Origin of the sequence: Agathobaculum faecis (assembly GCF_014287995.1) — a bacterium.
GTDB lineage: Bacteria > Bacillota > Clostridia > Oscillospirales > Butyricicoccaceae > Agathobaculum > Agathobaculum ammoniilyticum.
The window spans coordinates 75137-98661 of sequence record NZ_JACOPL010000009.1; the positions used below are offsets into that span (position 1 = coordinate 75137).

The 23525-nt window shown below is 59.7% G+C and carries 18 protein-coding genes; 15 read left to right on the plus strand and 3 right to left on the minus strand.

Annotated features, from left to right (window positions below; all coding sequences use genetic code 11):
• Positions 1–1259: 1259 nt before the first annotated feature.
• The 3 genes from H8S45_RS10740 to H8S45_RS10750 all read left to right on the plus strand — a co-directional run bounded on the left by H8S45_RS10740 (position 1260) and on the right by H8S45_RS10750 (position 5781).
• Entirely contained in the window at positions 1260–4409 is a 3150-nt protein-coding gene (locus tag H8S45_RS10740) for a UvrD-helicase domain-containing protein (RefSeq protein ID WP_186950077.1), read from the plus strand.
• A 389-nt stretch (positions 4410–4798) separates the two neighbouring features.
• On the plus strand, positions 4799–5212 hold the full coding sequence (locus tag H8S45_RS10745; protein ID WP_054327318.1) for an RrF2 family transcriptional regulator: 414 nt from the start codon (positions 4799–4801) through the stop codon (positions 5210–5212).
• A 26-nt stretch (positions 5213–5238) separates the two neighbouring features.
• The gene (locus H8S45_RS10750; protein WP_054327319.1) at positions 5239–5781 is read left to right on the plus strand and encodes an NADH peroxidase; all 543 of its coding nucleotides are present in this window, start codon (positions 5239–5241) and stop codon (positions 5779–5781) included.
• 120 nt (positions 5782–5901) lie between these two features.
• On the opposite strand, the gene H8S45_RS10755 is transcribed toward H8S45_RS10750, so the two are convergent.
• From H8S45_RS10755 to H8S45_RS10765, 3 genes are read right to left on the minus strand one after another with little or no spacing between them, the layout of a single operon-like run.
• Entirely contained in the window at positions 5902–6597 is a 696-nt protein-coding gene (locus H8S45_RS10755) for an LrgB family protein (RefSeq protein WP_054327320.1), read from the minus strand.
• The gene (locus H8S45_RS10760; protein ID WP_147574152.1) at positions 6594–6959 is read right to left on the minus strand and encodes a CidA/LrgA family protein; all 366 of its coding nucleotides are present in this window, start codon (positions 6957–6959) and stop codon (positions 6594–6596) included. Before H8S45_RS10760 ends, H8S45_RS10755 begins: the two co-directional genes overlap by 4 nt.
• 5 nt (positions 6960–6964) lie before the next feature.
• Positions 6965–7519, minus strand: coding sequence for a DUF4364 family protein (locus H8S45_RS10765; RefSeq protein ID WP_186950079.1), 555 nt, complete (start codon positions 7517–7519; stop codon positions 6965–6967).
• A 263-nt stretch (positions 7520–7782) separates the two neighbouring features.
• On the opposite strand from H8S45_RS10765, the gene H8S45_RS10770 reads away from it, so the two are divergent.
• The 12 genes from H8S45_RS10770 (at position 7783) to H8S45_RS10825 (ending at position 23484) form a co-directional block, all read left to right on the plus strand.
• Positions 7783–8382, plus strand: a complete 600-nt coding sequence (locus H8S45_RS10770) for a GNAT family N-acetyltransferase (protein ID WP_054327323.1) — start codon at positions 7783–7785, stop codon at positions 8380–8382.
• A gap of 30 nt (positions 8383–8412) precedes the next feature.
• A complete protein-coding gene (locus tag H8S45_RS10775) occupies positions 8413–9114 on the plus strand; it encodes a JAB domain-containing protein (protein ID WP_054327324.1) in 702 nt (233 codons plus the stop codon).
• 3 nt (positions 9115–9117) lie between these two features.
• Positions 9118–11076, plus strand: a complete 1959-nt coding sequence (gene uvrB / locus H8S45_RS10780) for an excinuclease ABC subunit UvrB (protein ID WP_054327325.1) — start codon at positions 9118–9120, stop codon at positions 11074–11076.
• A complete protein-coding gene (locus H8S45_RS10785; RefSeq protein ID WP_054327326.1) occupies positions 11073–11894 on the plus strand; it encodes an MBL fold metallo-hydrolase in 822 nt (273 codons plus the stop codon). The genes uvrB and H8S45_RS10785 overlap by 4 nt, the downstream gene beginning before the upstream one ends.
• Before the next feature lie 48 nt (positions 11895–11942).
• Entirely contained in the window at positions 11943–14789 is a 2847-nt protein-coding gene (uvrA, locus tag H8S45_RS10790) for an excinuclease ABC subunit UvrA (RefSeq protein WP_107632007.1), read from the plus strand.
• Positions 14790–15019: 230 nt separating this feature from the next.
• Entirely contained in the window at positions 15020–17095 is a 2076-nt protein-coding gene (gene recJ, locus H8S45_RS10795) for a single-stranded-DNA-specific exonuclease RecJ (RefSeq protein WP_054327327.1), read from the plus strand.
• 19 nt (positions 17096–17114) lie between these two features.
• Entirely contained in the window at positions 17115–19295 is a 2181-nt protein-coding gene (locus H8S45_RS10800) for a RelA/SpoT family protein (RefSeq protein WP_107632009.1), read from the plus strand.
• 189 nt (positions 19296–19484) lie between these two features.
• Positions 19485–19934 carry a D-aminoacyl-tRNA deacylase gene (gene dtd / locus H8S45_RS10805; RefSeq protein ID WP_054327328.1) on the plus strand — a complete coding sequence of 150 codons (450 nt, stop codon included), beginning with the start codon at positions 19485–19487 and terminating at the stop codon, positions 19932–19934.
• Positions 19935–19953: 19 nt separating this feature from the next.
• Entirely contained in the window at positions 19954–20589 is a 636-nt protein-coding gene (locus H8S45_RS10810) for an MBL fold metallo-hydrolase (RefSeq protein ID WP_054327329.1), read from the plus strand.
• On the plus strand, positions 20586–22061 hold the full coding sequence (gene hemZ, locus H8S45_RS10815; protein WP_147574153.1) for a coproporphyrinogen dehydrogenase HemZ: 1476 nt from the start codon (positions 20586–20588) through the stop codon (positions 22059–22061). Before H8S45_RS10810 ends, hemZ begins: the two co-directional genes overlap by 4 nt.
• 14 nt (positions 22062–22075) lie before the next feature.
• On the plus strand, positions 22076–22999 hold the full coding sequence (locus H8S45_RS10820; protein ID WP_054327331.1) for a uridine kinase family protein: 924 nt from the start codon (positions 22076–22078) through the stop codon (positions 22997–22999).
• Between the two features lie 92 nt (positions 23000–23091).
• Positions 23092–23484, plus strand: a complete 393-nt coding sequence (locus H8S45_RS10825) for a hypothetical protein (RefSeq protein ID WP_147574154.1) — start codon at positions 23092–23094, stop codon at positions 23482–23484.
• Positions 23485–23525 lie beyond the last annotated feature (41 nt).

Below are 23525 nucleotides of genomic sequence, written 5' to 3' on the forward strand. Positions count from 1 at the left end.
GTATACTGAGTATAGAAAAGGGCGCTACCGGTAGACGGTTAGCCCCTATGCTTTGGTTGAGAAGTAACCGCATTCATTTGGACGTGATGGCGGTTACTTCTTTTTTATTGCGATTATGTACCCTGTAGCAACGATCAAAAGCAAGATCATAGCTTGATAGTCCATGCGCAAGCCCCCTTTCAGGGGCAAGACTTAACCGCCTACCGCTGGCTCGGTAGCGCCTGTACAAAGCATAACAGAAATCGACAGCACGCACAAGGGCGTATTCCCCCGAAATATCGGGGCAAGGCTGCAATACGGACGGTTGCTTTTTGTGGTGTTTGCTTGGTGTTTATTTGGTGTTTATGCACCTGAAAACAGCGGTTTTTAAGTGGTCGCAAAAGTATGTGATACATGACATAAAACGCTATATCTTGTGTTTTGATCGCATATATAGACGCAAACGAACACAAAATAAGTCGACTGGGGGTCAAGAGGCCGCAGGTTCAAGTCCTGTCACTCGGACCATATTTTGATTATCCGAACGGCAGTATTCGAGTGGATACTGCCGTTCGGATTTTTATTCTATCGAGAATATATGGCAGGTGAGGGAAGGGACAATATCCCTTCCCTTGTGTTTTTCTATTGTTCGATATAATGGGATGCAGGATGGGATTAGAGTGATTAGACAAATGCAGGAACGGGGAGGCGTGCAGCCCTGTGGAAATAAAGCAGTTGATTTTTTTGATCGCTATTGCAGTTGTTGACAAACTACTCGAAAAGAAATCCCCTCAATTTTATAAACGAATGGAATCGCCCTGTCTAATAGCAGCAAGTGGACTCGTGGTAATCTATTGTGTTTCCCTGCTTTGCGTTATTAATACACATACAAACGAAATGTCTGGCAGAGATAGAGCCTTTACTGTAATTTTTTTGTATCCATTATTGCCATCTGTATAGTTGGCATGGCGTTTCGGTGGAAGGACTGGATTAAAAAACGGAAAAACAACTAATGGCATTAAGCCCTCATTGGTGTGAGGCGACAGAAGAATTGTTTTAATCACTCCTGGCCATGCTTGCTTTTATTGTTTAATTTTTCTCTGCACTTTCCACTCGGCAAATTCCTGACATCCGTCCTTTTGCTTGAAAAACATCTGTATTTGCCGAAACAGGACACGGGTTCAAATTTTGATTTTGACACTTCGGCGCGGGGCATTGCCCCTGCGCTGAAATAGGGATATAATAATAAAGAAAATATTTCGTGACCGAGGGAAACCATAATGTATGTTGCAGACCTTCATATCCATTCACGTTTTTCGCGCGCAACCAGTCGGGATTGCGATGCGCCGCATCTGGACTGGTGGGCCAGACGCAAGGGCATTCGGCTGGTCGGCACGGGTGACTTTACCCATCCAGCATGGCGGTCTGAGCTGAAAGAGCAGCTTGTGCCTGCGGGCGACGGTGTGTATACCCTGCGGGAAGCGCTGCGCCTGCCGGACAGCATGCAGGGAGAGACGCCGTATTTTGTCGTGACCGGCGAGATCAGTTCGATCTACAAGCGGGGCGGCCGGACGAGGAAGGTACATAATGTGATTCTACTGCCAAGCCTGGAAGCGGCGGACGAGCTTGCCGCCCGCCTGGAGGCGATTGGCAACATTCGCTCGGACGGACGCCCGATCTTGGGGCTGGACAGCCGCGACCTGCTGGAGCTGACGCTGGAAGCCTGCCCTGACGCGGAGTTTATTCCAGCGCATATCTGGACGCCGCATTTTTCCATGTTCGGCGCTTTTTCCGGTTTTGACACGATGGAGGAATGCTTTGCGGATCTGACGCCGCATATCCATGCGGTCGAAACCGGCCTTTCATCCGATCCGCCGATGAATTGGCGCGTTTCCCAGTTGGATGGGCTGACGCTTGTTTCCCATTCGGACGCGCATTCCCCCTCCAAGCTGGGGCGCGAAGCCAATCTGCTGGAAACCGCGCTTTCGTATTCCGCGCTGACGCATGCAATCCGGACGGGCGAGGGGTTCCTGGGGACCGTGGAATTTTTTCCGGAGGAAGGGAAATACCATCTGGACGGACACCGGAACTGCGGCGTGTGCCTGACGCCTGCGGAAACCGCGGCGCGGGAGGGGCTTTGTCCGGTATGCGGGAAAAAGCTGACGATCGGCGTAGAGCATCGGGTGGAGGAGCTGGCCGATCGGCCGGAGGGCTTCCGGCCGGAAAACGCCAAGCCGTTTGAGAGCCTGGCACCGCTGCCCGAAGTCATTGCAGCCTCGACGGGCGCTTCCGCTGCCGGTAAAAAGGTCATGGAGCAGTATGAACGCCTGCTGCACGAGCTGGGGCCGGAATTCCATATTCTGCGGCAGTCGCCGATCGAAGAGATCGAGCGGCTGGCGGGACCTTGCGTGGCGGAGGGTGTCCGGCGCCTACGCAAGGGGCAGGTTGAGCGGCGCCCCGGCTTTGACGGGGAATACGGCACGATTTCCCTGCTCACTCCGGCGGAGATCGAGCAGTACAGCGGGCAGATGTCCCTGTTCGGCGCCGAACCGGTAAAGCGCAAACGCGGCGCGCGCAAAATACCGCTAAAACAGGCGGGAACGCCTCCGGACGCGCTGCCGGAGTCCAATCCCGAGACGCTCAATCCGGAGCAGCGGGAAGCGGTGGAGACAGACCGGCCTGTTGTGGCGGTCATCGCCGGCCCGGGAACGGGAAAGACCAAGACGCTGGTCGCGCGCATCGCATGGCTGGTGGAGGAGCGCGGCGTCAAACCGGATGAGATCACGGCGGTAACCTTTACGAACCAGGCTGCTGCTGAAATGCGTCAGCGCCTGGAAAAGCGGCTGGGCGGCAAGCGTGCGGTTCAGCGCATGACGATCGGCACGTTTCACTCGATCTGCCTGCGCCTTCTGGGGGAGGTTCGCCTGCTGGGACAGAGCGAGGCGCTGACCATTGCTGCGGAAACGCTGCGGACCTGCGGGCGGAAAGGCGGCGCGTGGGAGTTGCTGCAGGGTGTTTCCCGTCTCAAAAACGGTATAGCGGCGGACGCTGCCGGCATTGATCGGGAGCTGGCAGAGGCCTATAACGAACGACTGCGCGCGCTGGGCGTGCTGGATTTTGACGATCTGCTGGCCGAGGCGCTGCGGCTGGATACGGCTGGCCGAAAATGCTTCCGTTATTTGCTGGTGGACGAGTTTCAGGATATCAATGACGTGCAGTACGAGTTGGTGCGCGCATGGAGCAGAGGCGGCGCGGGACTGTTCGTCATCGGGGATCCCGACCAGTCGATCTATGGGTTCCGCGGCGCAGGCGGGCGCTGCTTCGGACGCTTACAGGAGGAGCGGCCGGATACACGAGTGATCCGGCTCAAGCGCAATTATCGCTCCACGCCGGAGATCCTACAGGCCGCGCTGCCGGTGATTGACCGGAATCCAGGCGGCCCGCGCGTGCTGGAGCCGAGCCGTCCGGCAGGGGGTGCGGTGCGGCTGGTCACGGCGGCGGACGACTTTGCGGAGGCCGTGTTCGTCGCCAAGGAAGTAGGGCGCATTGCCGGAGGCGTGGATATGCTGGAAGCACAAAAGCATGGGCAGGAGCGCGCCGTCCGTGCGTTTTCTGATATTGCGGTGCTTTGCCGCACCCACCGTCAGCTCGAGCTGGTGGAAAAGTGCCTACGGCACGACGACATCCCCTGCGTCATCAGCGGGCGCGAGGACTTTTTAGACGCGGACGAGGTGCGCGGGGTACTGTCCTTTTTCCGTTTCCTGCGTGTGCCGGAAGATCAAACCGCGTTGGAAACAGCGCTCCGGTTGGTATGGGACTGCCCGGCGGATCTGGTGCAGAAAGCGCGTCAGGCTTGTGCGGAACAGGGGGGCTTCCAACCTGAGGTGTGGGAACCGGTCGTGCGGGGATACGGCTTTCTGGAGGCGTGGCTGGAGCGGGCAGCCGAGTGGCAGCCGCTTGTGGACAGGGAAAAACCGCGCGCACTGGTCGAACGATGGGAGCAGGCCTATGGCAGCTCGCCCGCGCTGGAACGCCTGCGCAACACGGCTGTTTTTTACGAGGATTTCGACAGCCTCTGGTATGCGCTGACGATAGGGCAGGAGGCGGATCTAAACCGCGCCGCGGGAAAAGGCTGGGAGTCCGGCGCGGTGCGTCTGATGACGCTGCACGGCTCCAAGGGGCTGGAGTTTCCGGCGGTCATTCTGGCGGGAGTAACGTCCGGCATGCTGCCGCTGGTGTCGCAAAAGCATCCGACCGATACCGAGGAGGAACGGCGGCTGTTCTATGTGGGTATGACGCGGGCGCGGGAGGAGCTGATCCTCACAACGACAAAAGAAGCTTCTCCATTCCTGTGCGATCTGCCGGAGGCAGTACAGCGGGAAAGCACGGGACGGCGCCGGCAGACGGAGGAGCAAATCAGCTTCTTTTAAGAGCCTGAGCTTGACGGCACGAGGGCTCCGGATGCGAAACAGCCCCTCTTGCTTACTCCGGCATGGCATGACTGCGGTCATCCCGCTTTGCGCCGGGGATAAAACCAAATCCGGCCGTCAGCGGCGGGCGCGTACCGGCTTGGGGTATGCGCCCGCTGTTTTTGGACAAAACGGGGCGCAGAAAAGAGACAAAATGATTAGACATTTAACCGGCGATATGATATACTATCTTTGTAAACGTATTCGGGAAAAGGGCAGTTAGCAGGGAAGAATAAATTGATATTAAATATCAATTAAAAAAATATATTTATTTCTATAAAAACCTATTGACTTTTTTGCTGAACAATACTATACTAAAGGTGTTCCAAATAGAGAAAGGGAGGAACGATTTGAGAATCACACATGAAGCGGACTATGCGATTCGTGTGACCTACTGTCTGGCGCTGGCAGGGGGGAAGCAATGCGCAAAGGACATTTCTGAAACCACAGGGGTAACGCTTCGGTTTGCGCTGAAGATTCTGCGCAAGCTGACGCAGTCCGGCATTACAAAATCCTATAAAGGCGTCGCCGGCGGGTATGAGCTCAATCGAAGCCCTTCCGAGATCAGTCTGGGCGAAATCATTGAATGCATCGACGGGCCGATTGCAATCAATCACTGCCTTGCCAATGAATTCCAGTGTACGCGCGTGGGCTGCCGGAAAGAATGCGATTTTCATCATGTGTTTGGCGAAATCAACAAATCCCTGCGGGAGCAGTTGTTTTCCATTACCATGGAGCGGTTCCTTCCACCCGTGAAAAAGTAAAAAATATTTTTTAGGAGGAAAAAATCATGAAAAAGTTTGTTTGTTCCGTATGCGGTTATGTTCATGAGGGCGAGGCGGCTCCGGCCGAGTGTCCGATCTGCCATGCTCCGGCTGAGAAGTTCAAGGAGCAGTCCGGCGAGAAGACTTGGGCGGCCGAGCATGTGGTAGGCGTGGCGCAGGGCGCACCGGAAGACATCATGAAGGATCTGCGCGCGAACTTCGAGGGCGAGTGCTCCGAGGTCGGCATGTACCTGGCGATGGCTCGTGTTGCGCACCGTGAAGGCTATCCGGAAATCGGCCTGTACTGGGAGAAGGCGGCTTACGAGGAAGCCGAGCACGCCGCCAAGTTCGCCGAGCTGTTGGGCGAGGTCGTGACCGACTCCACCAAGAAGAACCTTGAGATGCGTGTTGACGCGGAGAACGGAGCAACCGCCGGCAAGTTCGATCTGGCAAAGCGTGCTAAGGCGCTCAACCTTGACGCCATCCACGATACCGTACATGAAATGGCCCGCGACGAGGCCCGCCACGGCAAGGCTTTCGAGGGTCTGCTGGCTCGTTACTTCGGCTAAGCCTGTTTGTTGAGAAATGGAAAGAGGACGGATTGATTCCGTCCTCTTTTTCTTACGATGTTGGTCATAGTCGATGGGCTTCCACTCGCTGCTCCGAACGCCGGCAAAGGTGCATTTCTTTCAGATCGATAAGAGCAGGGAACCGACCGATACGATCAAAGCAGTCAGCAGCCCGGCAATACCGATCGCAAGCCCGCTCATTGCGCCCTCGGTTTCCCCCAGCTCGATAGCGCGCGAGGTGCCGACCGCATGCGCGGCGGTGCCGATGGAAAGCCCCATCTGCACCTCGTTGCGCACGCCGATGCACTTGAGGAACACCGGCAGCAGCATCGCGCCAACAATACCGGTGAACACCACCGCGATCGTGGTGACCGGCGCAAGCCCGCCCAGCATTTCAGAAAGGGAAACTGCGATAGGCGTGGTCACGGATTTGGGGATGAGCGAGCGCATGGTCGTGTCCGAAAGACCGAACAGGCGGGAAAAAAGAATCACGCTTGCAATGGAAACCACGGAGCCGACGAGCGCGCCGGCAAGGATGGGAAACAGGTTTTGCCGGAGCACGTCCAGCTTGCGGTAGATCGGTACGGCAAGGGCAACAGTAGCGGGGGTCAGGAAAAAAGAGATAAGCCGGCCGGACTGGTTATAAGTCTCGTAGCTGGTGCCAGTACACACCAGCAGCAAGCCAACCAGAACGGAAGCAATCAGCAACGGATTGAAGAGCGCGGAGCCGGTCCGGCGCTGTACCTTTTGTCCGAACGCATAGCATGCGATCGAAACGCATATCCAAAACGGTGCGCTGGAGAGCAGAGCGGTCATGGGCGGACGCCTCCCCTGTCTTTTTTACGCTGCAGCCGCAGCGCGATATGCACGGTGAATGCGGTAGCGGCCGCGGTGCAGAAGGTGGTCAAAACGCATACCGCCAGAAGAGCGAACACCTCGCTTTTGATCTCTGCAAAAATCTCAAGCACGCCCAGACAGGCGGGCAGAAAGAAAAACGCCATGTTGTGCAGCAGAAAGTCGGCCGTATCCTCGATATGGCCGAGCCTGACCGGACCGTATGCGAGCAGAAGCAGCAGCAGCGTCAGGCCGAGTACATTGCCGGGCAGCCGGCCGCGCAGGAGAATGGAAAAGGCGTCGCCTGCGACAGCGCACGCAAGCAGAACGCCCAATTGCTTCATATATTTCAAGTGGCATCTTCTTCTTTCCTGGTTTCATAATTGGCGGTCATGGCGGAGAGCAAGGTCTGGTAGATTGCTTCGGCGTTGGATTTGAATGTGCGCTCGAGCAGCGCGGCCTGCGAGCGGTTGACAACATCCATCTCGATCGCAAACACCTGATCCATCTCCATGCGGACCGTCAGGTCGTGCTCCGAGCGTTCGCTCACACGAGTGCGGATCGCCGCGTCCCGTCGGATCTGCCGCACGACACGGAGCGCGGAGCGCTGCGCCGCCTCACGGACCGGATACGGGAGCTGCTTTTCAAAAATGCGGGTCGTCTCGCGCCCTTTTTCCGTGATGCGGTACAGCGTTTCGACGCTGTCCGCGACCTCTTCGATATGTCCGGTCGGGAGCATTTCGTAAAAGGCCTCGCTGAGCTCGAAATAGCCGAACCCCTCGTCGCACCAGGTCGTCAGATCAACGATGGCGTTGAAGGAAACCGGAAAGGGAAGCAAATCCATCGCAAAAAGAACGAGGAATTTGATATCCTCTTTGGAGTGGATAAAGCCATAGCGAACCATACAGCGCAGACCTCCTCTTTCAAAAAATCGCTCCTTTAGTATATCCTAAAACGCCCGAAAAAGCAACCGGTCCGGCCGGGCAATTATTTGCCGCCCAGCGGAGGGTCGGTGGCAGCACGTCCGCTTTTGCCGAAAAAACGCACAAATGAAAGGCGAACGGATGTACGATTTTTGGAAGCGGAAATGGGAAAAAGCTGTTGAAGAACAGAGAGCAGCGCGGTATAATAAAGTGTCAGATTTTTATGAAACCGAGGGGAAACCGCATGTCGGAAGTTGTTTTGCGCGTTGCGGGCGAGGCGGATGCGCCGGCCATGCTCGCGCTGTATGCGCCCTATGTCATCCAGACCACGGTGTCGAGCGAATACACGCCGCCATCGCTGGAGGAATTCGTGGGCAGGATGCGCACCTATATGGCAAGGCTGCCGTGGCTGGTCTGTCTGGTTGATGGCGAGGTGGCCGGTTACGGCTATGCTTCGCCGCACCGCACGCGCGCGGCCTATCAGTGGTCGGTGGAGACGTCGATCTATGTTGCGGAGGAATGGCACCGCCATGGGATCGCCGGGGCAATCTACGCCGCCCTGTTTGAACTGCTCACCATGCAGGGATACTATAACATCTATGTCGGCATCACCTCACCGAACGAACGTTCCATGAAATTCCACAAGTCCATGGGCTTTATCATTTCGGGCGCGTACCAGGAGAGCATGTACAAATTCGGCCAGTGGCGCGACGTGCTGTGGATGGGCAAAAGCCTGCGCCCGCATGAGGGGGAACCGCAGCCCGCCGTACCGTTTCCGGAGATACAGGACAGTCCGCTGGTGGACCGCGTGCTGCGGCAGGCTGAGCAGCGGATCCACCTGTGAAGCTGCGGGACGGGGAAAAAGGAGGCCGCCATGGAACCCAATCTGCATGAAAACCACCGCCAGCGCGTATGGGAAAAATTCCGCCGGTTTGGTCTGCAGGTGTTTGCCGACCATGAGGTGCTGGAATTACTGTTGTTTTTCGCGATCCGGCGCGGCGATACCAACCCGACCGCGCACGCGTTGCTCAAGCGTTTTGGCTCGCTGCACGCGGTGCTGGAGGCGCCACCGGAAGAGCTTCAGAAGGTGAAGGGCGTCGGGCCGCATACCGCGTCGCTGATCAAGGTGGCTTTCGCGCTGGTCGGCCGGTATCAGGCCGATGTGGCGAAAATGGAGGCGAATGGGGACAAGCTTAACAGCAGCGAACGGATCGGCGCGTTTTTCGTGCCGCAGTTTATGGGGGAGAGCGAGGAGGTTCTGATCGCCGCCTATGTCGACGGTGCCGGCAGGGTGATCAAATGCGAGGAAGCCGGCCGCGGCGGGCGCGCGCAGGTCCGCGTGGACTGCGGCAAGATATGCCGCAACGCGCTGCTGAGCGAGGCGGCCGGCGTGGCGATTGCCCATAACCATCCGAATGGGAGAGCGCTCCCGTCGCACGAGGATATCGAGGTGACGCGCATGCTGGAACGCTACCTGAATGATATGGACATCGAGTTGCTCGACCACTGTATTGTCGCGCGGGGAAAGTATTACTCCATGCGGAAGCAGCTGCTGATCGGGCAGGAAAGGAGATAGGGAATGCCGGATTTTCAAATCGTAAGCCCTTACAAAATGGCGGGCGACCAGCCGGAGGCGGTCGCCAAGCTGGTTGAGGGCATCCAGAACGGCCTGACCGAGCAGACCCTGATGGGCGTGACCGGCTCGGGCAAGACCTTCACCATGGCCAATATTATCGAGCAGACCCAGCGGCCGACGCTGGTGCTCGCGCACAATAAGACGCTGGCCGCGCAACTCTGCACCGAGCTGCGGGAGTTCTTCCCGCACAACGCGGTCGAGTATTTCGTGTCCTATTACGACTATTACCAGCCCGAGGCCTATATCGCTTCGACCGACACTTATATCGAAAAGGACTCGGCCATCAACGACGAGATCGACCGCCTGCGCCACTCGGCTACCTCGGCGCTTTCCGAGCGGCGGGACGTGATCATCGTCTCCTCTGTGTCCTGCATCTATTCGCTGGGCGACCCAATCGACTACAAGAAGATGGTCGTTTCCCTGCGTCCAGGTACGGAGATCAGCCGCGAGCAGCTTATTCACCGCCTGATCGACATCCAGTACGAGCGCAACGACATCGCGTTCGAGCGCAACCGCTTCCGCGTACGCGGGGACACGGTCGAGGTCTGGCCGGTCTATTCGGACGAGGACGTGGTGCGCATCGAGTTCTTCGGGGACGAGATCGACCGCATCAGCCGCATCAACCCGTTGACCGGCGTGGTGCTGGGCGAGCTGGGACACACCGCGATCTTCCCCGCGAGCCATTACGTCACGCCCAAGGACAAGCTGCAGGCCGCGATTCGAGATCTGGAGGACGAGCTGGAGGCCCGCGTCAAATTCTTTGAGCAAAACGGCAAGTTGATAGAGGCGCAACGCATCGCGCAGCGCACGCGGTACGATATTGAAATGCTGCAGGAGATCGGCTTTTGCAGCGGCATCGAGAACTACTCGCGCGTGCTCTCGCGCCGCGCGCCGGGTTCGGCGCCGTTTACGCTGATCGACTATTTCCCCAGGGACTTCCTGCTGATTGTGGACGAGAGCCACGTCACCCTGCCGCAGGTGCGCGCCATGTACCACGGTGACCGCGCGCGCAAGGAGAGTCTGGTCGAGAACGGCTTCCGCCTGCCCTCGGCCTACGATAACCGCCCGCTGAACTTCGATGAGTTCAACGAGCGCCTTAACCAGATCGTATATGTGTCCGCGACGCCGGCGGAGTATGAGTTGTCCCGCTCCGGACAGGTGGTTGAGCAGGTCATCCGCCCGACCGGCCTGCTCGATCCAGAGGTGGTCGTGCGTCCGGTCGAGGGGCAGATCGACGACCTGATCGGCGAGATCAACGCGCGTACCGCCAAGGACGAGCGCATTCTGGTGACGACGCTGACTAAAAAGATGGCCGAGGATCTGACCGCCTATCTGGAAAACGCGGGCATCAAGGTGCGCTACATGCACCACGATATCAAGACCATCGAGCGGCAGGAGCTGGTGCGCGACCTGCGCCTGGGCGTGTTCGACGTGCTGGTGGGCATCAACCTGCTGCGCGAGGGTCTGGATATCCCCGAGGTGTCGCTGGTGGCGATATTGGACGCGGATAAGGAGGGCTTTCTCCGCTCGGAAACCTCGCTCATCCAGACCATCGGCCGTGCCGCGCGCAACGAGAGGGGCATGGTCGTGCTGTATGCGGACAGCATCACGCCCTCTATGCGCCGTGCGATGGACGAGACCGAACGCCGACGCACCCTTCAGGATGCGTTCAACAAGGCACATGGCATTACGCCCCAGTCGGTGAAAAAGAAGGTGCAGGACGTGATCGAAATCACCTCCAACGTGCCGACGAGCAGCAAGAAAAAGCTGCGCACCAAGGGCGAGCGTCAGCAGGAGATCGCCCGCCTGACCCGCCAGATGAAAGAGGCGGCCAAGATGCTCGAGTTCGAGATCGCCGCCCAGCTGCGCGACCAGATCAAGGCATTGGAGGAAGGCAGATGAGGATTGTCACCCTGATGGAGGACACCGCGTGCGCGCCGGCGTTTGCCTGCGAGCATGGCCTGAGCTTTTATATCGAGACGAACGGGAAAAGGCTGCTGTTCGACATGGGTCAGACCGGCCTGTTCGTGTGCAACGCGGCGCGGCTGGGCGCCGACCTGGGAGCGGTGGATATCGCCTTTCTCTCGCACGGGCATTACGACCACGGCGGGGGATTGGCGGCGTTCCTGAGCGTTAACAGCCACGCGCCGGTCTATGTGCATGAGCGGGCGTTCGAGCCGCATTTTTCGCACAAGCCGGAGGGTATCAGGGAGATTGGGCTGGACAGCGCGCTCGCACACAGCCCGCGCCTGCGGCGGGTGGATGGCGTGGCGCGGATAGACGACACCCTGACCCTGTTCTCCGATGTCACGGGCGCAGACTGCGTGCCGCAGGGCAACCGCACGCTGTGCGAGCGGGCGGACGGGCAATATTTCCCCGACCGCTTCCTGCATGAGCAGAGCCTGCTCGTGCGCGAGGGGGATAAGACGGTGCTTTTTACTGGCTGCGCCCATCGGGGCGTGGTGAATATCTGCGCCCGCGCCGGAGAGCTTCTCGGCCGCGCGCCGGACGCTGTCGTCGGCGGGATGCACCTGTTCAGCCCGTCCACCGGCAAAAGCGAGCCGGATGAGGCGATCCGCGCGGTCGCGGCGCGGCTCGCGCACACGAGCAGCCGTTACTACACCGGCCACTGTACCGGCGCGCATGCGTTCGAGGTGCTGCGCGAAACGTTTGGGGAGCGGATTTCGCTCCTTGCGGCGGGCAGCGTGATCGAGCTGTAATAAAACCAGAAAAGAGATACTGCATTTTTGGAATAAGGATAGGTGAACATGCAGGAATTTATCCACGTAAAGGGTGCGCGCGAGCACAACCTGAAAAATATCGATATCAAGATCCCGCGCGACAAGCTGGTCGTGCTGACCGGACTGTCCGGCTCGGGCAAGTCGTCGCTGGCGTTTGACACGATTTATGCCGAGGGACAGCGACGCTATGTCGAGTCGCTGTCCAGCTACGCGCGGCAGTTTTTGGGGCAGATGGACAAGCCGGACGTGGACTACATCGACGGCCTTTCGCCCGCGATTTCGATTGACCAGAAGACCACCTCGCAGAATCCGCGCTCGACGGTCGGCACGGTCACCGAAATCTACGACTACCTGCGCCTTTTGTGGGCGAACATCGGCACGCCGCACTGCCCCAAGTGCGGCAAGGAAATCCACCAGCAGACCATCGACCAGATCATCGACCGGCTGATGGCGCTGGAGGAAAAAACGCGCGTCCAGATCCTCGCGCCGGTTATCCGTGGCAAAAAGGGCGAGCACGTCAAGGTACTCGAGGACGCGCGCAAGGCGGGCTACGTCCGTGTGCGCGTGGACGGCGAAGTGCGCGACCTGTCCGATGATATCAAGCTGGCCAAGACCCACAAGCACAACATCGAGATTGTGGTCGACCGCGTGGTCATCCGGCCGGACGCGCGCGGCCGCATCACGGACTCGGTCGAGACTGCGTCCGCGCTCTCGGGGGGGCTGGTCATCGCGGACGTAGTCGGCGGCGAGCCGATCGCGTTCTCGCAGAACTATGCGTGCGACGACTGCGGCATCTCGATTGAGGAGCTGACACCGCGTATGTTCTCGTTCAACAACCCGTACGGCGCGTGTCCGGTGTGTACCGGCCTCGGCATGCAGATGCGTGTCGATCCGGACCGCATCATCCCCAACAAAAAGCTGTCCATCAAACAGGGCGCGATCCGCGCGTCCGGCTGGGGCAGCGCCGAGCCGGGGACGATCGCGGGCATGTACTTCACCGCGCTCGGCAAAAAGCACGGCTTCACGCTGGATACCCCGATCGAGGACTTTTCGGACAAGGCGCTGCACGAGCTGCTGTACGGCACTGGAGACGAGCCGCTCGAGCTGTCGGTCAGCCGCGTGTCGGGCGGCGTGATGCGCCAGCCGTTCGAGGGCATCGTCGTGAACCTCGAGCGCCGCTATAAGGAAACGTCCAGCGACTATTCGCGCGCCGAGATCGAGGAGTGCATGAGCGAGATCCCCTGCCCCGCGTGCCACGGCCGCCGCCTGCGGCCCGAGGTGCTCGCGGTCACGATTGGCGGGCTGAACATCGCCGAATTTTCGGAAAAGTCGGTCGTCAAAGCGATGGAGTTTTTACAGACCCTGCAGCTGACCGAGATGCAGCACAAGATTGGCGACCGCGTTATCAAGGAGATCAAGGACCGGCTGGGCTTCCTGCAGTCGGTCGGCCTGGAATACCTGACCTTGTCGCGCGCCTCCGGCACGCTGTCCGGCGGCGAGAGCCAGCGCATCCGGCTGGCGACGCAGATCGGCTCGTCGCTCATGGGGGTGCTGTATATCCTGGATGAGCCGTCCATCGGCCTGCATCAACGCGACAACGACAAGCTGCTGGCGACCCTTAAACGCCTGCGCGACTTGGGCAATACACTGATCGTGGTCGAGCACGATGAGGATACCATGTTCGCCGCCGATCATATCGTGGATATCGGCCCGGGCGCGGGCCGGAACGGCGGCGCGGTCGTGTTTGAAGGCACGGTGGACGAGCTGCTGCAAAGCGAGCAGTCCATCACCGGACAGTACCTGTCCGGCCGCAAGTGCATCCCCGTGCCTGCGGTGCGCCGCAAGGGCAACGGCAAAAAGCTGACCGTCAAGGGCTGCGCGGTGAACAACCTCAAGCACACGGATTTCACCATTCCGCTGGGTACGCTCACCTGCGTGACCGGTGTGTCCGGCTCGGGCAAGTCCTCGTTCGTCAACGAGATCCTGTACAAAAAGCTCGCCGCCGAGCTGAACGGCGCCAAGACGCGCGCGGGCGCGCACGATAAGTTCGTCGGCCTGTCCTATCTGGACAAGGTGATCGATATCGACCAGTCGCCCATCGGGCGCACGCCGCGCTCCAACCCCGCGACCTATACCGGCGTGTTCAACGATATCCGAGACCTGTTCGCCAAGACCGCGGACGCAAAGGCGCGCGGCTACGGGCCGAGCAGGTTCTCTTTCAACGTCAAGGGCGGCCGTTGCGAGGCCTGCGCGGGCGACGGCCTTTTGAAAATCGAGATGCACTTCCTGCCGGACGTATATGTGCCCTGCGACGTGTGCAAGGGCAAGCGCTACAACAAGGAAACGCTCGAGGTGCGCTACAAAGGCAAAAATATCTACGAGGTGCTCGACATGACTGTGGACGAGGCGTGCGAGTTCTTCGCCAACGTGCCTAAGATCGCCCGGCGGCTGGGAACCATGCGCGAGGTCGGGCTGGGGTACGTCAAGCTCGGGCAGTCGTCCACCACGCTGTCCGGCGGCGAGGCGCAGCGCGCCAAGCTCGCCACCGAGCTGTCCAAGCGCTCGACCGGCAAGACCATCTATATCCTGGACGAGCCAACCACCGGCCTGCACGTCGCAGACGTACACCGCCTGGTGGACGTGCTGCAGAAACTGGTGGACGCGGGCAACACCGTGGTCGTCATCGAGCACAACCTGGACGTGATTAAGACCGCGGACTATATCCTCGACCTCGGTCCCGAGGGCGGGGACGGCGGCGGCCGCTTGGTGGCCGCGGGCACGCCGGAGGAGGTCGCCGCGTGCGAAGGCTCCTATACCGGTCAATATCTGAAGCCGGTGCTTGAACGCGGCAGACAGCGCGAGGAGAAGCGGTAAAGAAACACCCCCGACACCGTCGGGGGTGTTTTGCATGGCAAAGGGATATCCGGCGGGGGGCGGCAACCCAAATGCGCGCCGCCAGGCAAGTTTTTTGCGAAGTGGTTTGGCAGTTTGCCGGATGGATGATAAAATTTTGTGCGAGTTTTGTGACATTTTTGTATACTCCCTTGTCCCATATCAATAATTTTGGTATAATAATGATAATCGAAAATAAATGAGGGAGTTTTATGAAAACCAAACATTGGGTGATTGCCGCGCTGGACGAGCCGCGTGTGCGCATGCTCGCCCACGATTGCGCCTGCGCGCCGTTGACCGCCGCGGTCCTTTCCGCGCGCGGGATCGATACGGCGCAGGCCGCGGAGCGTTATCTGAGCTGCGACTCCAAAGGGCTGCACGACCCGTTCCTGATGGCCGATATGGACAGGGCAGTCCAGACCGTCCGCCGCGCGCTTGAGAATAACGAGCATATCGTCGTTTACGGTGATTATGATGTGGACGGTATCACGGCGACCTGCATCATGGTGGATTATCTACGCAGCAAAGGCGCGGTCTGCGAATATTATATCCCGAACCGTCTGAACGAAGGCTACGGCCTTTCGCGCGCGGCTATGGAGCGGCTGTATGGCCAGGGGACGCGCCTGCTGATCACGGTCGATTCCGGCATTACGGCGGACGAGGAAATCGCCGCAGCCCGCGCGCTCGGTATGAAGGTCGTGATTACCGACCACCACGAATGCCACGACAGCCTGCCCGAAGCGGACGCCGTCGTGGACTGCAAGCGCGCGGACTGCGATTATCCGTTCGGCAGCTTGGCGGGCGTGGGCGTGGCGTTCAAGCTGATCTGCGCGCTCGAGGGCGATGCCGGAACCGTGCTCGCCCGTTACGCCGATCTGCTGGCGCTCGGCACGGTAGCGGATGTGATGCCGATTGTCGGGGAGAACCGCATTATCGTCGCGGCGGGGCTGAAAAAGATGGCCGAAACCAGCAACATCGGGTTGGAAATGCTGCTGCGCGAGGCCGGCATGAAGCATAAGCGCCTGACCTCCGCTGCGATCAGCTTTGTTCTGGCGCCCCGCATCAACGCCGCGGGCCGGATGGGACAGGCCGAACTGGCTGCCGAGCTGTTCCTGACGCGCGACCCCGTGCGCGCGCAGATGCTGGCCGCAGAGCTGTGCGAACAGAACAAGCGGCGGCAGAATGAGGAAAACCAGATATTGACGCAGGCGCTTGCCCGCCTGCGCATGGAATACAATCCGCTGGAGGATAAGATCATCGTGCTGGCGGGGGAAGGCTGGCATCACGGCGTGATCGGCATTGTGTGTTCCCGCCTGTGCGACCGGTATGGATGTCCGGTCGTGTTGATCGCGCTGGACGAGGACGGGACAGGCAAAGGCTCCGGTCGGTCGGTCAAGGGCTTCAACCTGTTCGAAGCCCTGACCTCGTGCGGGGATTTGCTGCAGCGCTACGGCGGGCATGAGCTTGCCGCAGGGCTGACGGTGGACGCGGCGCATATTGAGGCGCTGCGGGAACGGCTGCGCGCCTATGCAGAAAACCATGTTTCCATGGCCGATCTGATCCCGCAGCTGCCTATCGACTGCATGATCGAGCCGGAATGGATCACGCTGGAAAATATCCAAGCGCTTTCCGTGCTCGAACCATACGGCATGCAGAATGAAGAACCGGTATTCTGCATGAAGGATCTGACCGTGGAGGAGATCACGCCCATTTCAAGCGACCGCCATGTCCGGCTGACGCTGGTAAAGGACGGGAAGCGCTGGTCGGCCATGCTGTTCGGCACGGGCGTGGGCGGACTGGGCTTTGCGCAGGGGAATATGGTCGACGCGGCGTTCCACCTGGAGATCAACGAGTTTCGGGGCCGGCGCTCGGTGCAGCTGACGCTGTGCGACGTGCGGCTGAGCGAATGCGAAAACCTTGCCGACCAAAAGCTGCTCAACCTGTATAACACCTACATGGCGGATGGCCCGCTGACCGCGCGGGAGGCGCGCATCCTGCTGCCCGACCGCAGCGATCTGGTCGCGGTATGGCGGCATATCGTGTGCCGCGCGGAGGACGGCCGCCTTTCCGTACCATCCAACGCGCTCTCACGCCGTATCGCCTGGGAAAGCCGCAGGGAGATCAATATTGGCAAGCTGTTCGTGTGTCTCGACGTGTTTTCCGAGTCGAGCCTGATCAGCTACCATTTCAAAGAGGGGATGCTCAACATCCTGCTCAAGCCTTACGAGGGTAAGGCGGATATATCGGGCTCGGTCGTCCTTGCCACGCTGCAAAGCATGGCGGGATGACAGCCGAGGGGGAAATTATATGCAGAATAAACTGGATTTTTTGATCGAGCGCGTGCAGAAACAGAATCCGCAGGCGAATATTAAAAAAATCCGCGCAGCCTATGAGTGCGCCTCCGCGGCGCACGAGGGGCAAAAGCGGAAAAACGGCGAGCCGTATATCATCCATCCGGTCTCGGTGGCCGAGATCGTGGTTGAAATGGGGCTGGATACGGATTCGATCTGCGCCGCGCTGCTGCACGACTGCATCGAGGATACGCAATTCGGCTACAAGGAGATCGAAAACAAGTTTGGCACGCCTGTCGCGGAGCTGGTGGACGGCGTTACCCGCCTGGGCATGCTGCGCTATTCCAAGGAGCAGGAGCAGTTCGAGGACCTGCGCAAGATGTTCCTCGCCATGGCCAAGGATATCCGCGTCATCCTGATCAAGCTGGCCGACCGGCTGCATAACGCGCGCACGTTCCAGTTCCTGCCCGAGCGCAAGCAGCGCGACAAGGCGCTCGAAACCATGGAGATCTATGCGCCGATCGCGCACCGGCTGGGTATGAGCCGTATCAAATGGGAGCTGGAGGACCTGTGCCTCAAGGTGCTCGACCCGATCGGCTATAACGAGATCGTCGAGGGTCTCAGGGCGCAGAGCGAGCAGCACGAGGAATTCCTCAAGGGGATACAGGAGCGCATCAGCGAGAAGCTGGCGGAGGCGCATATCCATAATACGATTTCGGCGCGCGTCAAGCATATTTATTCCATTTACCGCAAAATGTACGCCCAGCATAAGACGATCGACGAGATCTATGATATCTGCGCGGTGCGCGTGATCGTGGATACGGTGGCGGACTGCTATAATGTACTCGGCTATGTGCATGACTTGTATAAGCCTATCCCCGGACGCTTCAAGGATTATATCTCCACGCCCAAGCCCAATGGCTACCAGTCCCTGCACACCACGGTCATCGGCCGCGCGGGCATCCCGTTCGAGATACAGATCCGCACGACCGAGATGCACAAGATGGCCGAATACGGCGTCGCGGCGCACTGGAAATACAAGCAGGGCTTGGATAAAAAGGGCAACGAGGAGGCTTTCGCCTGGATCCGCCAGCTGCTCGAGGCGCAGCAGGACACCGAGGCCGAGGACTTCATCAAAAATATCAAGGTGGATCTGTTCGCGGACGAGGTGTTCGTGTTCACGCCCAAGGGCGACGTGGTCAACATGCCCGCGGGCGCGACCCCGATCGACCTAGCCTACGCCATCCATTCCGCGGTCGGCAACCGGATGACCGGCGCCAAGATCAACGGCCGCATCGCGCCGATCGACAGCCAACTGAAAAACGGCGACATCGTGGAGATCCTGACCTCCAAGGAGGCGCATGGACCCAGCCGCGACTGGGTCAAGATTGTCAAAACCACCGAGGCGCGCAACAAGATCAAGCAGTGGTTCAAAAAGGAGTGCCGTGAGGAGAATATCATCAACGGCCGCGAGGATCTGGACCGCGAGCTGCGCGCCAACCTGCTGTACAACGGCTTTTACGAGAACGAGGAAGTACAGAAGAACACGCTTAACAAGTTCTCGTTCAACACGCTCGACGAGCTGTACGCCGCCATCGGCTACGGCGGCATCACGCTGACCAAGGTCATCAACAAGGTCAAGGACGACGTGGGAAGGCTGCGCCGCCAGCGGGAGATTGCGGAGCATCAGAATCACCCCCATGTCGAACAGCAGCGCCGCACGACGCGCAGCTCGACCGGCGTGGTGGTCGAGGGGATCGACAACTGCCTGGTCAAATTCGCGCGCTGCTGCACGCCGATCCCGGGCGACGAGATCATCGGCTTTGTCACGCGCGGCTACGGCGTGTCTATCCACCGTCGGGACTGTGTCAACGTCCATGTGGCGGAGGATCCGGATCGTTGGGTAAAAGCCTGGTGGGACGAGGATCAGGTCACCGCGGACCGTGCGGGCCGGTTCTCGACCGGCCTGCAGATATCGACCCGCAGCCGTATCGGGGTGCTGAACGACGTGACGACGATCTTCGCGGTCTGCAAGATCAATGTGCATGAGATTTCGGCAAGGGATCTTAACGACGGCTACGGCGTGATCAACGCGATGGTCGACGTCGCGGGCGTACACCAGCTGGATAACCTGATCAGCCGCCTGCGGTCGATCAAGGGTGTGGTGGATGTGACGCGTACAGTGGATACAAATTGAGTATTGGATTGCGGCGTGCAGCCGCGGCCGAGAGGGCGCGGAAAGGCTTCGGGAGGCGAAACATTTCCGCATTCAGGGGAATAAAAACTGTGATATGGGTTCGCGGTTTTTATGAAAAATGCCGCTCCGCGGCATTTTTCTGTTAGAAGCTGCACGAGGTGTGCGGAATGGAAACGGAGAATAAAAGCTATGAGAGCACTCATTCAGCGCGTGACGCGCGCATCGGTGACGATCGGCAGCGCGGTGCGCGGAGAGATTGGACAGGGCTTTCTGATCCTGCTGGGCATCACGGATGGAGACACGGTGGACGACGCGGTTTATCTGGCCGACAAGACGGTTAAGCTGCGGGTGTTCACGGATGAGAACGACAAGATGAACCGCTCGCTCGCGGATGTGGGCGGTGGCATCCTCGTGGTATCGCAGTTTACCCTGTACGGGGATTGCAAAAAGGGAAACAGGCCGAGCTTTACCGCCGCGGCGCGGCCCGAAACCGCGGTCCCGCTGTACGAGGCGTTCATCGCGCGCTGTCGGCAAAGCGGCCTGCCGGTCGAAACCGGCGAGTTCGGCGCGGATATGAAGGTCGACCTGTGCAACGACGGGCCGGTCACACTATGGATGGATACCGCACAGATGCGGTGAGGGAAAGGAGAACCAGCTTATGAAAATCATGCAGCTTTGCGTGGGCATGGTCGCCACGAACTGTTATATTGTATACGATGAAAAGAGCCGCGAGGCCGCGGTGATCGACCCAGGCGACAACGCCACCTCTATCCTGAGCGCGGCGAAAAAGGAAAAGCTGGATATCAAATATGTTCTGCTGACGCACGCGCATTTTGACCATATCCTTGCCGCGCACGAGGTGCTGGCGGCAACCCATGCGCAGTATGTCGTACCCGAGGGGGATCTGTGGCTGCTCAAGCGGGAGAATATGGGTCAGTTCCGCTCGTTGGCCAGCGCCTATGTGGAGGATAAGCCGGATCTTTTGGCGAACGAGGGGACACAAGTGACGTTCGGCGGGATGACGGCGACGTATATGAACACCCCTGGCCATACGCCCGGCTCGTCGGTCATCCGGATTGGCGACTGCCTGTTCACGGGCGACACGCTGTTCCGGCATGAATGCGGCCGGTGCGACCTGGAGGGCGGTGATTTCGGGCAGATGCTGCGGTCGCTGCGGCGTCTGCACGACCTGGAGGGGGATTACAAGGTGTTGCCCGGGCATGAGGGCATCTCCTCCCTGTCCGAGGAGCGCGCGGCCAATCCCTATATGGCGCAGGCGGTTGGCAGACGATGATTTATACGCTGGAGGGACACGCGCTCAAGCATGCGGTGGAGGAAATGCTGTTCCATCTGCTCCCCACGGCGGCGCTTGCGCGGGCGGATGCCGTGGATGCGGCGGACGGGACGGGGGACTATTGCCGGAGCGTCCTGACCGAAGTGGACGGCAGGGCGCGGGCTTGCGCCGACGTCCGCATCGGCGGCGTAACGCGTCGCAGCGAGCGGTGCGCGTCGGTTCAGGGGCTTGCGCCGATTGCTTATAAACGCACGGTCACCGAGCTGGTCAAGACGACCGTGTACGAGGCTGTGGTGCCGTCGCTTGCCCAGCCGCCCGTATGGGGCAGCCTGACCGGCGTGCGCCCCGCCAAGCTCGCGCGCGGGCTGATCGAGCGGGGGATGGCGCGCGGCGAGGCGGCAGAGTACCTGCGGGAGCACTTCCATGTTTCGCCGGAGCGCACGGCGCTGACCATACGCGCGGCCGCAACGGCGATAGAGATGGATAAGCGGATGGGCGAAAAGGATATTTCCCTTTATGTCGGTATCCCGTTTTGCCCGTCGCGGTGCTATTACTGCTCGTTTGTATCCTCCGCGACCGCGCAGTCCGGCCACCTGATCGAGCCGTACCTGGAAACGCTGTGCCGTGAGATCAGAGAGACCGCCGCGCTGGTGCGCGAGGCGGGCCGGCGGGTGCAGAGCGTGTATATCGGCGGCGGCACGCCGACCACGCTGGACGAGAACCAGCTCTCGCGCCTGCTTGACACACTTGAACAAAGCTTTGATTTTTCCGGACTTTGTGAATATACTGTGGAAGCGGGGCGTCCGGATACGATCACACAGGGCAAGCTGCGCGTGTTGCGCGCGGCGGGCGTGGGACGGGTCAGCATCAACCCGCAGTCCATGGACGACGCGGTGCTGGCCGCGATCGGGCGCAGGCACGTGGCGTGCGATGTGCTGCGCGCCTATGACGAGGCGCGGCGGGCGGGCTTTGCTGGCATCAACATGGATGTGATCGCGGGGCTGTCCGGCGATACGCCGGACAGCTTCGCCCGAACGGTGGATACCTTGATCGGCCTTGCGCCGGAGAATATCACGGTACATACGCTGGCCATCAAGCGAGGGGCGGATCTGACGGATAAGCAGGCCGCCGCCGCACAGCGCGAGGCGGTGGCGCGTATGCTGGACGGCGCCTCGCGCGCGCTGCAGGGCGCGGGCTACGGCCCGTATTACCTGTACCGGCAGAAATTCACCACCGGCGGCTTTGAGAATGTCGGCTGGTGTCGGCCGGGGACCGAATGCTTCTACAATGTGGCCATGATGGAGGAGCTGCAAACCATTTTGTCGCTCGGCGCGGGCGGCGTTTCCAAGCGCGTCGAGCGGGACACGGGCTGGATCGAGCGAACGAACAACCCCAAGTATCCGCTCGAATACATTCGGGCGGCGGACCGGCTCGCCGGTGGTAAGCGTAAATTGCTTTTCCCAAAGCAGTAAGGAGGAACACGGCTATGGCGGAATACACACTCAAATATATCAACCACCGCGCGCGGTACGATGCGGCCGACTTTATCGCGGAATGTGAACGGACGTACCATGCGCAGGTGGATCAGGTGGCGGAGGAAATCGCGGAAAACAGCCGTCAGAAGCCGATCGTGCTGATCAACGGCCCCTCCTCGTCCGGAAAGACCACGACCAACGACCGGATCGGCCGCGCGCTGGAAAAACGCGGCATCCATGCGGAGATGATCTCGATGGACGATTATTACCGCACGGTCGGCAGCTATGACATCCCGCCGGACACGGAAAACGGCGTGCCTGACCTGGAAAGTCCGGAATGTATGGATCTGCCGCTGCTGAGCCAGCATTTGACCCAGCTGGTCGCAGGAGAGGAAATCGACCTGCCCCGTTTTGATTTTGAAACGCGTACTTCAATCCCGCACGCGCGTTCGCTGCGTCTGGATCCGGACGAGGTCGTGCTGATCGAGGGGATCCACTCGTTCAATCCGGTCATCATGGGGGATCTCGCGCACGCGGCGACCGGCGTTTACCTGTCCGTGGCAAGCGCGGTCGTCCCCAAGGAGGGGGCGCGGGTCGAGCCGTATATGCTCCGCTTCCTGCGGCGGGCTATGCGGGACAGCCTGTTCCGCAATTCGCCAGTCGAGGACACGCTGCGCCAGTGGAACTCAGTGCGGCGCGGAGAAAAGCTGTATATCGCGCCGCATCGCGGGCAGGCCAACCTGACGGTGGACACCTTCCTGCCGTATGAGCTCAATATACTCATGCAGTATTTGGCGCCCAAGCTCCGCCTGCATCGGGAGGAGCTTGGCAGGGCGGGTCTCGTGCCGGTCGGCGCGGTGCTTGATCAGGTAGCGCCGATCGATTATACGGATTTTATCCCCGAGGATTCGGTATTGCACGAGTTTATTGGGTAAAATACAGGCGCGCTTGCTTTTTATAGGGCTATGCAGTATAATAAAATGCAATATAGCGGGGCGGACAGTCCCGTTGGAAGGAGCGAGGACCCATGGATGCAAAAATGCAGACGTTTTTGGAAAAGGTCAAGGTAATGGCGGATAAGACCAGCAAAGCGGCTGGCCGCGCGGCGGATGCCGCCGGAAAGAAAGCGACCGAGCTTGCCAGCGCGACGCGGATCAACCTCCAGATTTTTGATCTGAATACCGAATGCGAGGTGCTGTTCAAAGAGATCGGCAGAATGGTGTATGAGCTGCATCGGGGAACAGAGGTCTCTAACGAGGAAATGGATCAGAAGATCGATTTGGTGGATGAGAAGCAGGCCAGGATTGCCGCGCTGCGCGAGGAGCTTGCAGGCATGAAGTCGGTCGTGACCTGCCCGCACTGCGGGCGTCCGTGCAGCAGGGAGGATGCGTTTTGCTCCGGCTGCGGCGGCGCGCTGTGAGCGCATATTTTAGAGCGCCCTGCCATACCGTACAATAAGAA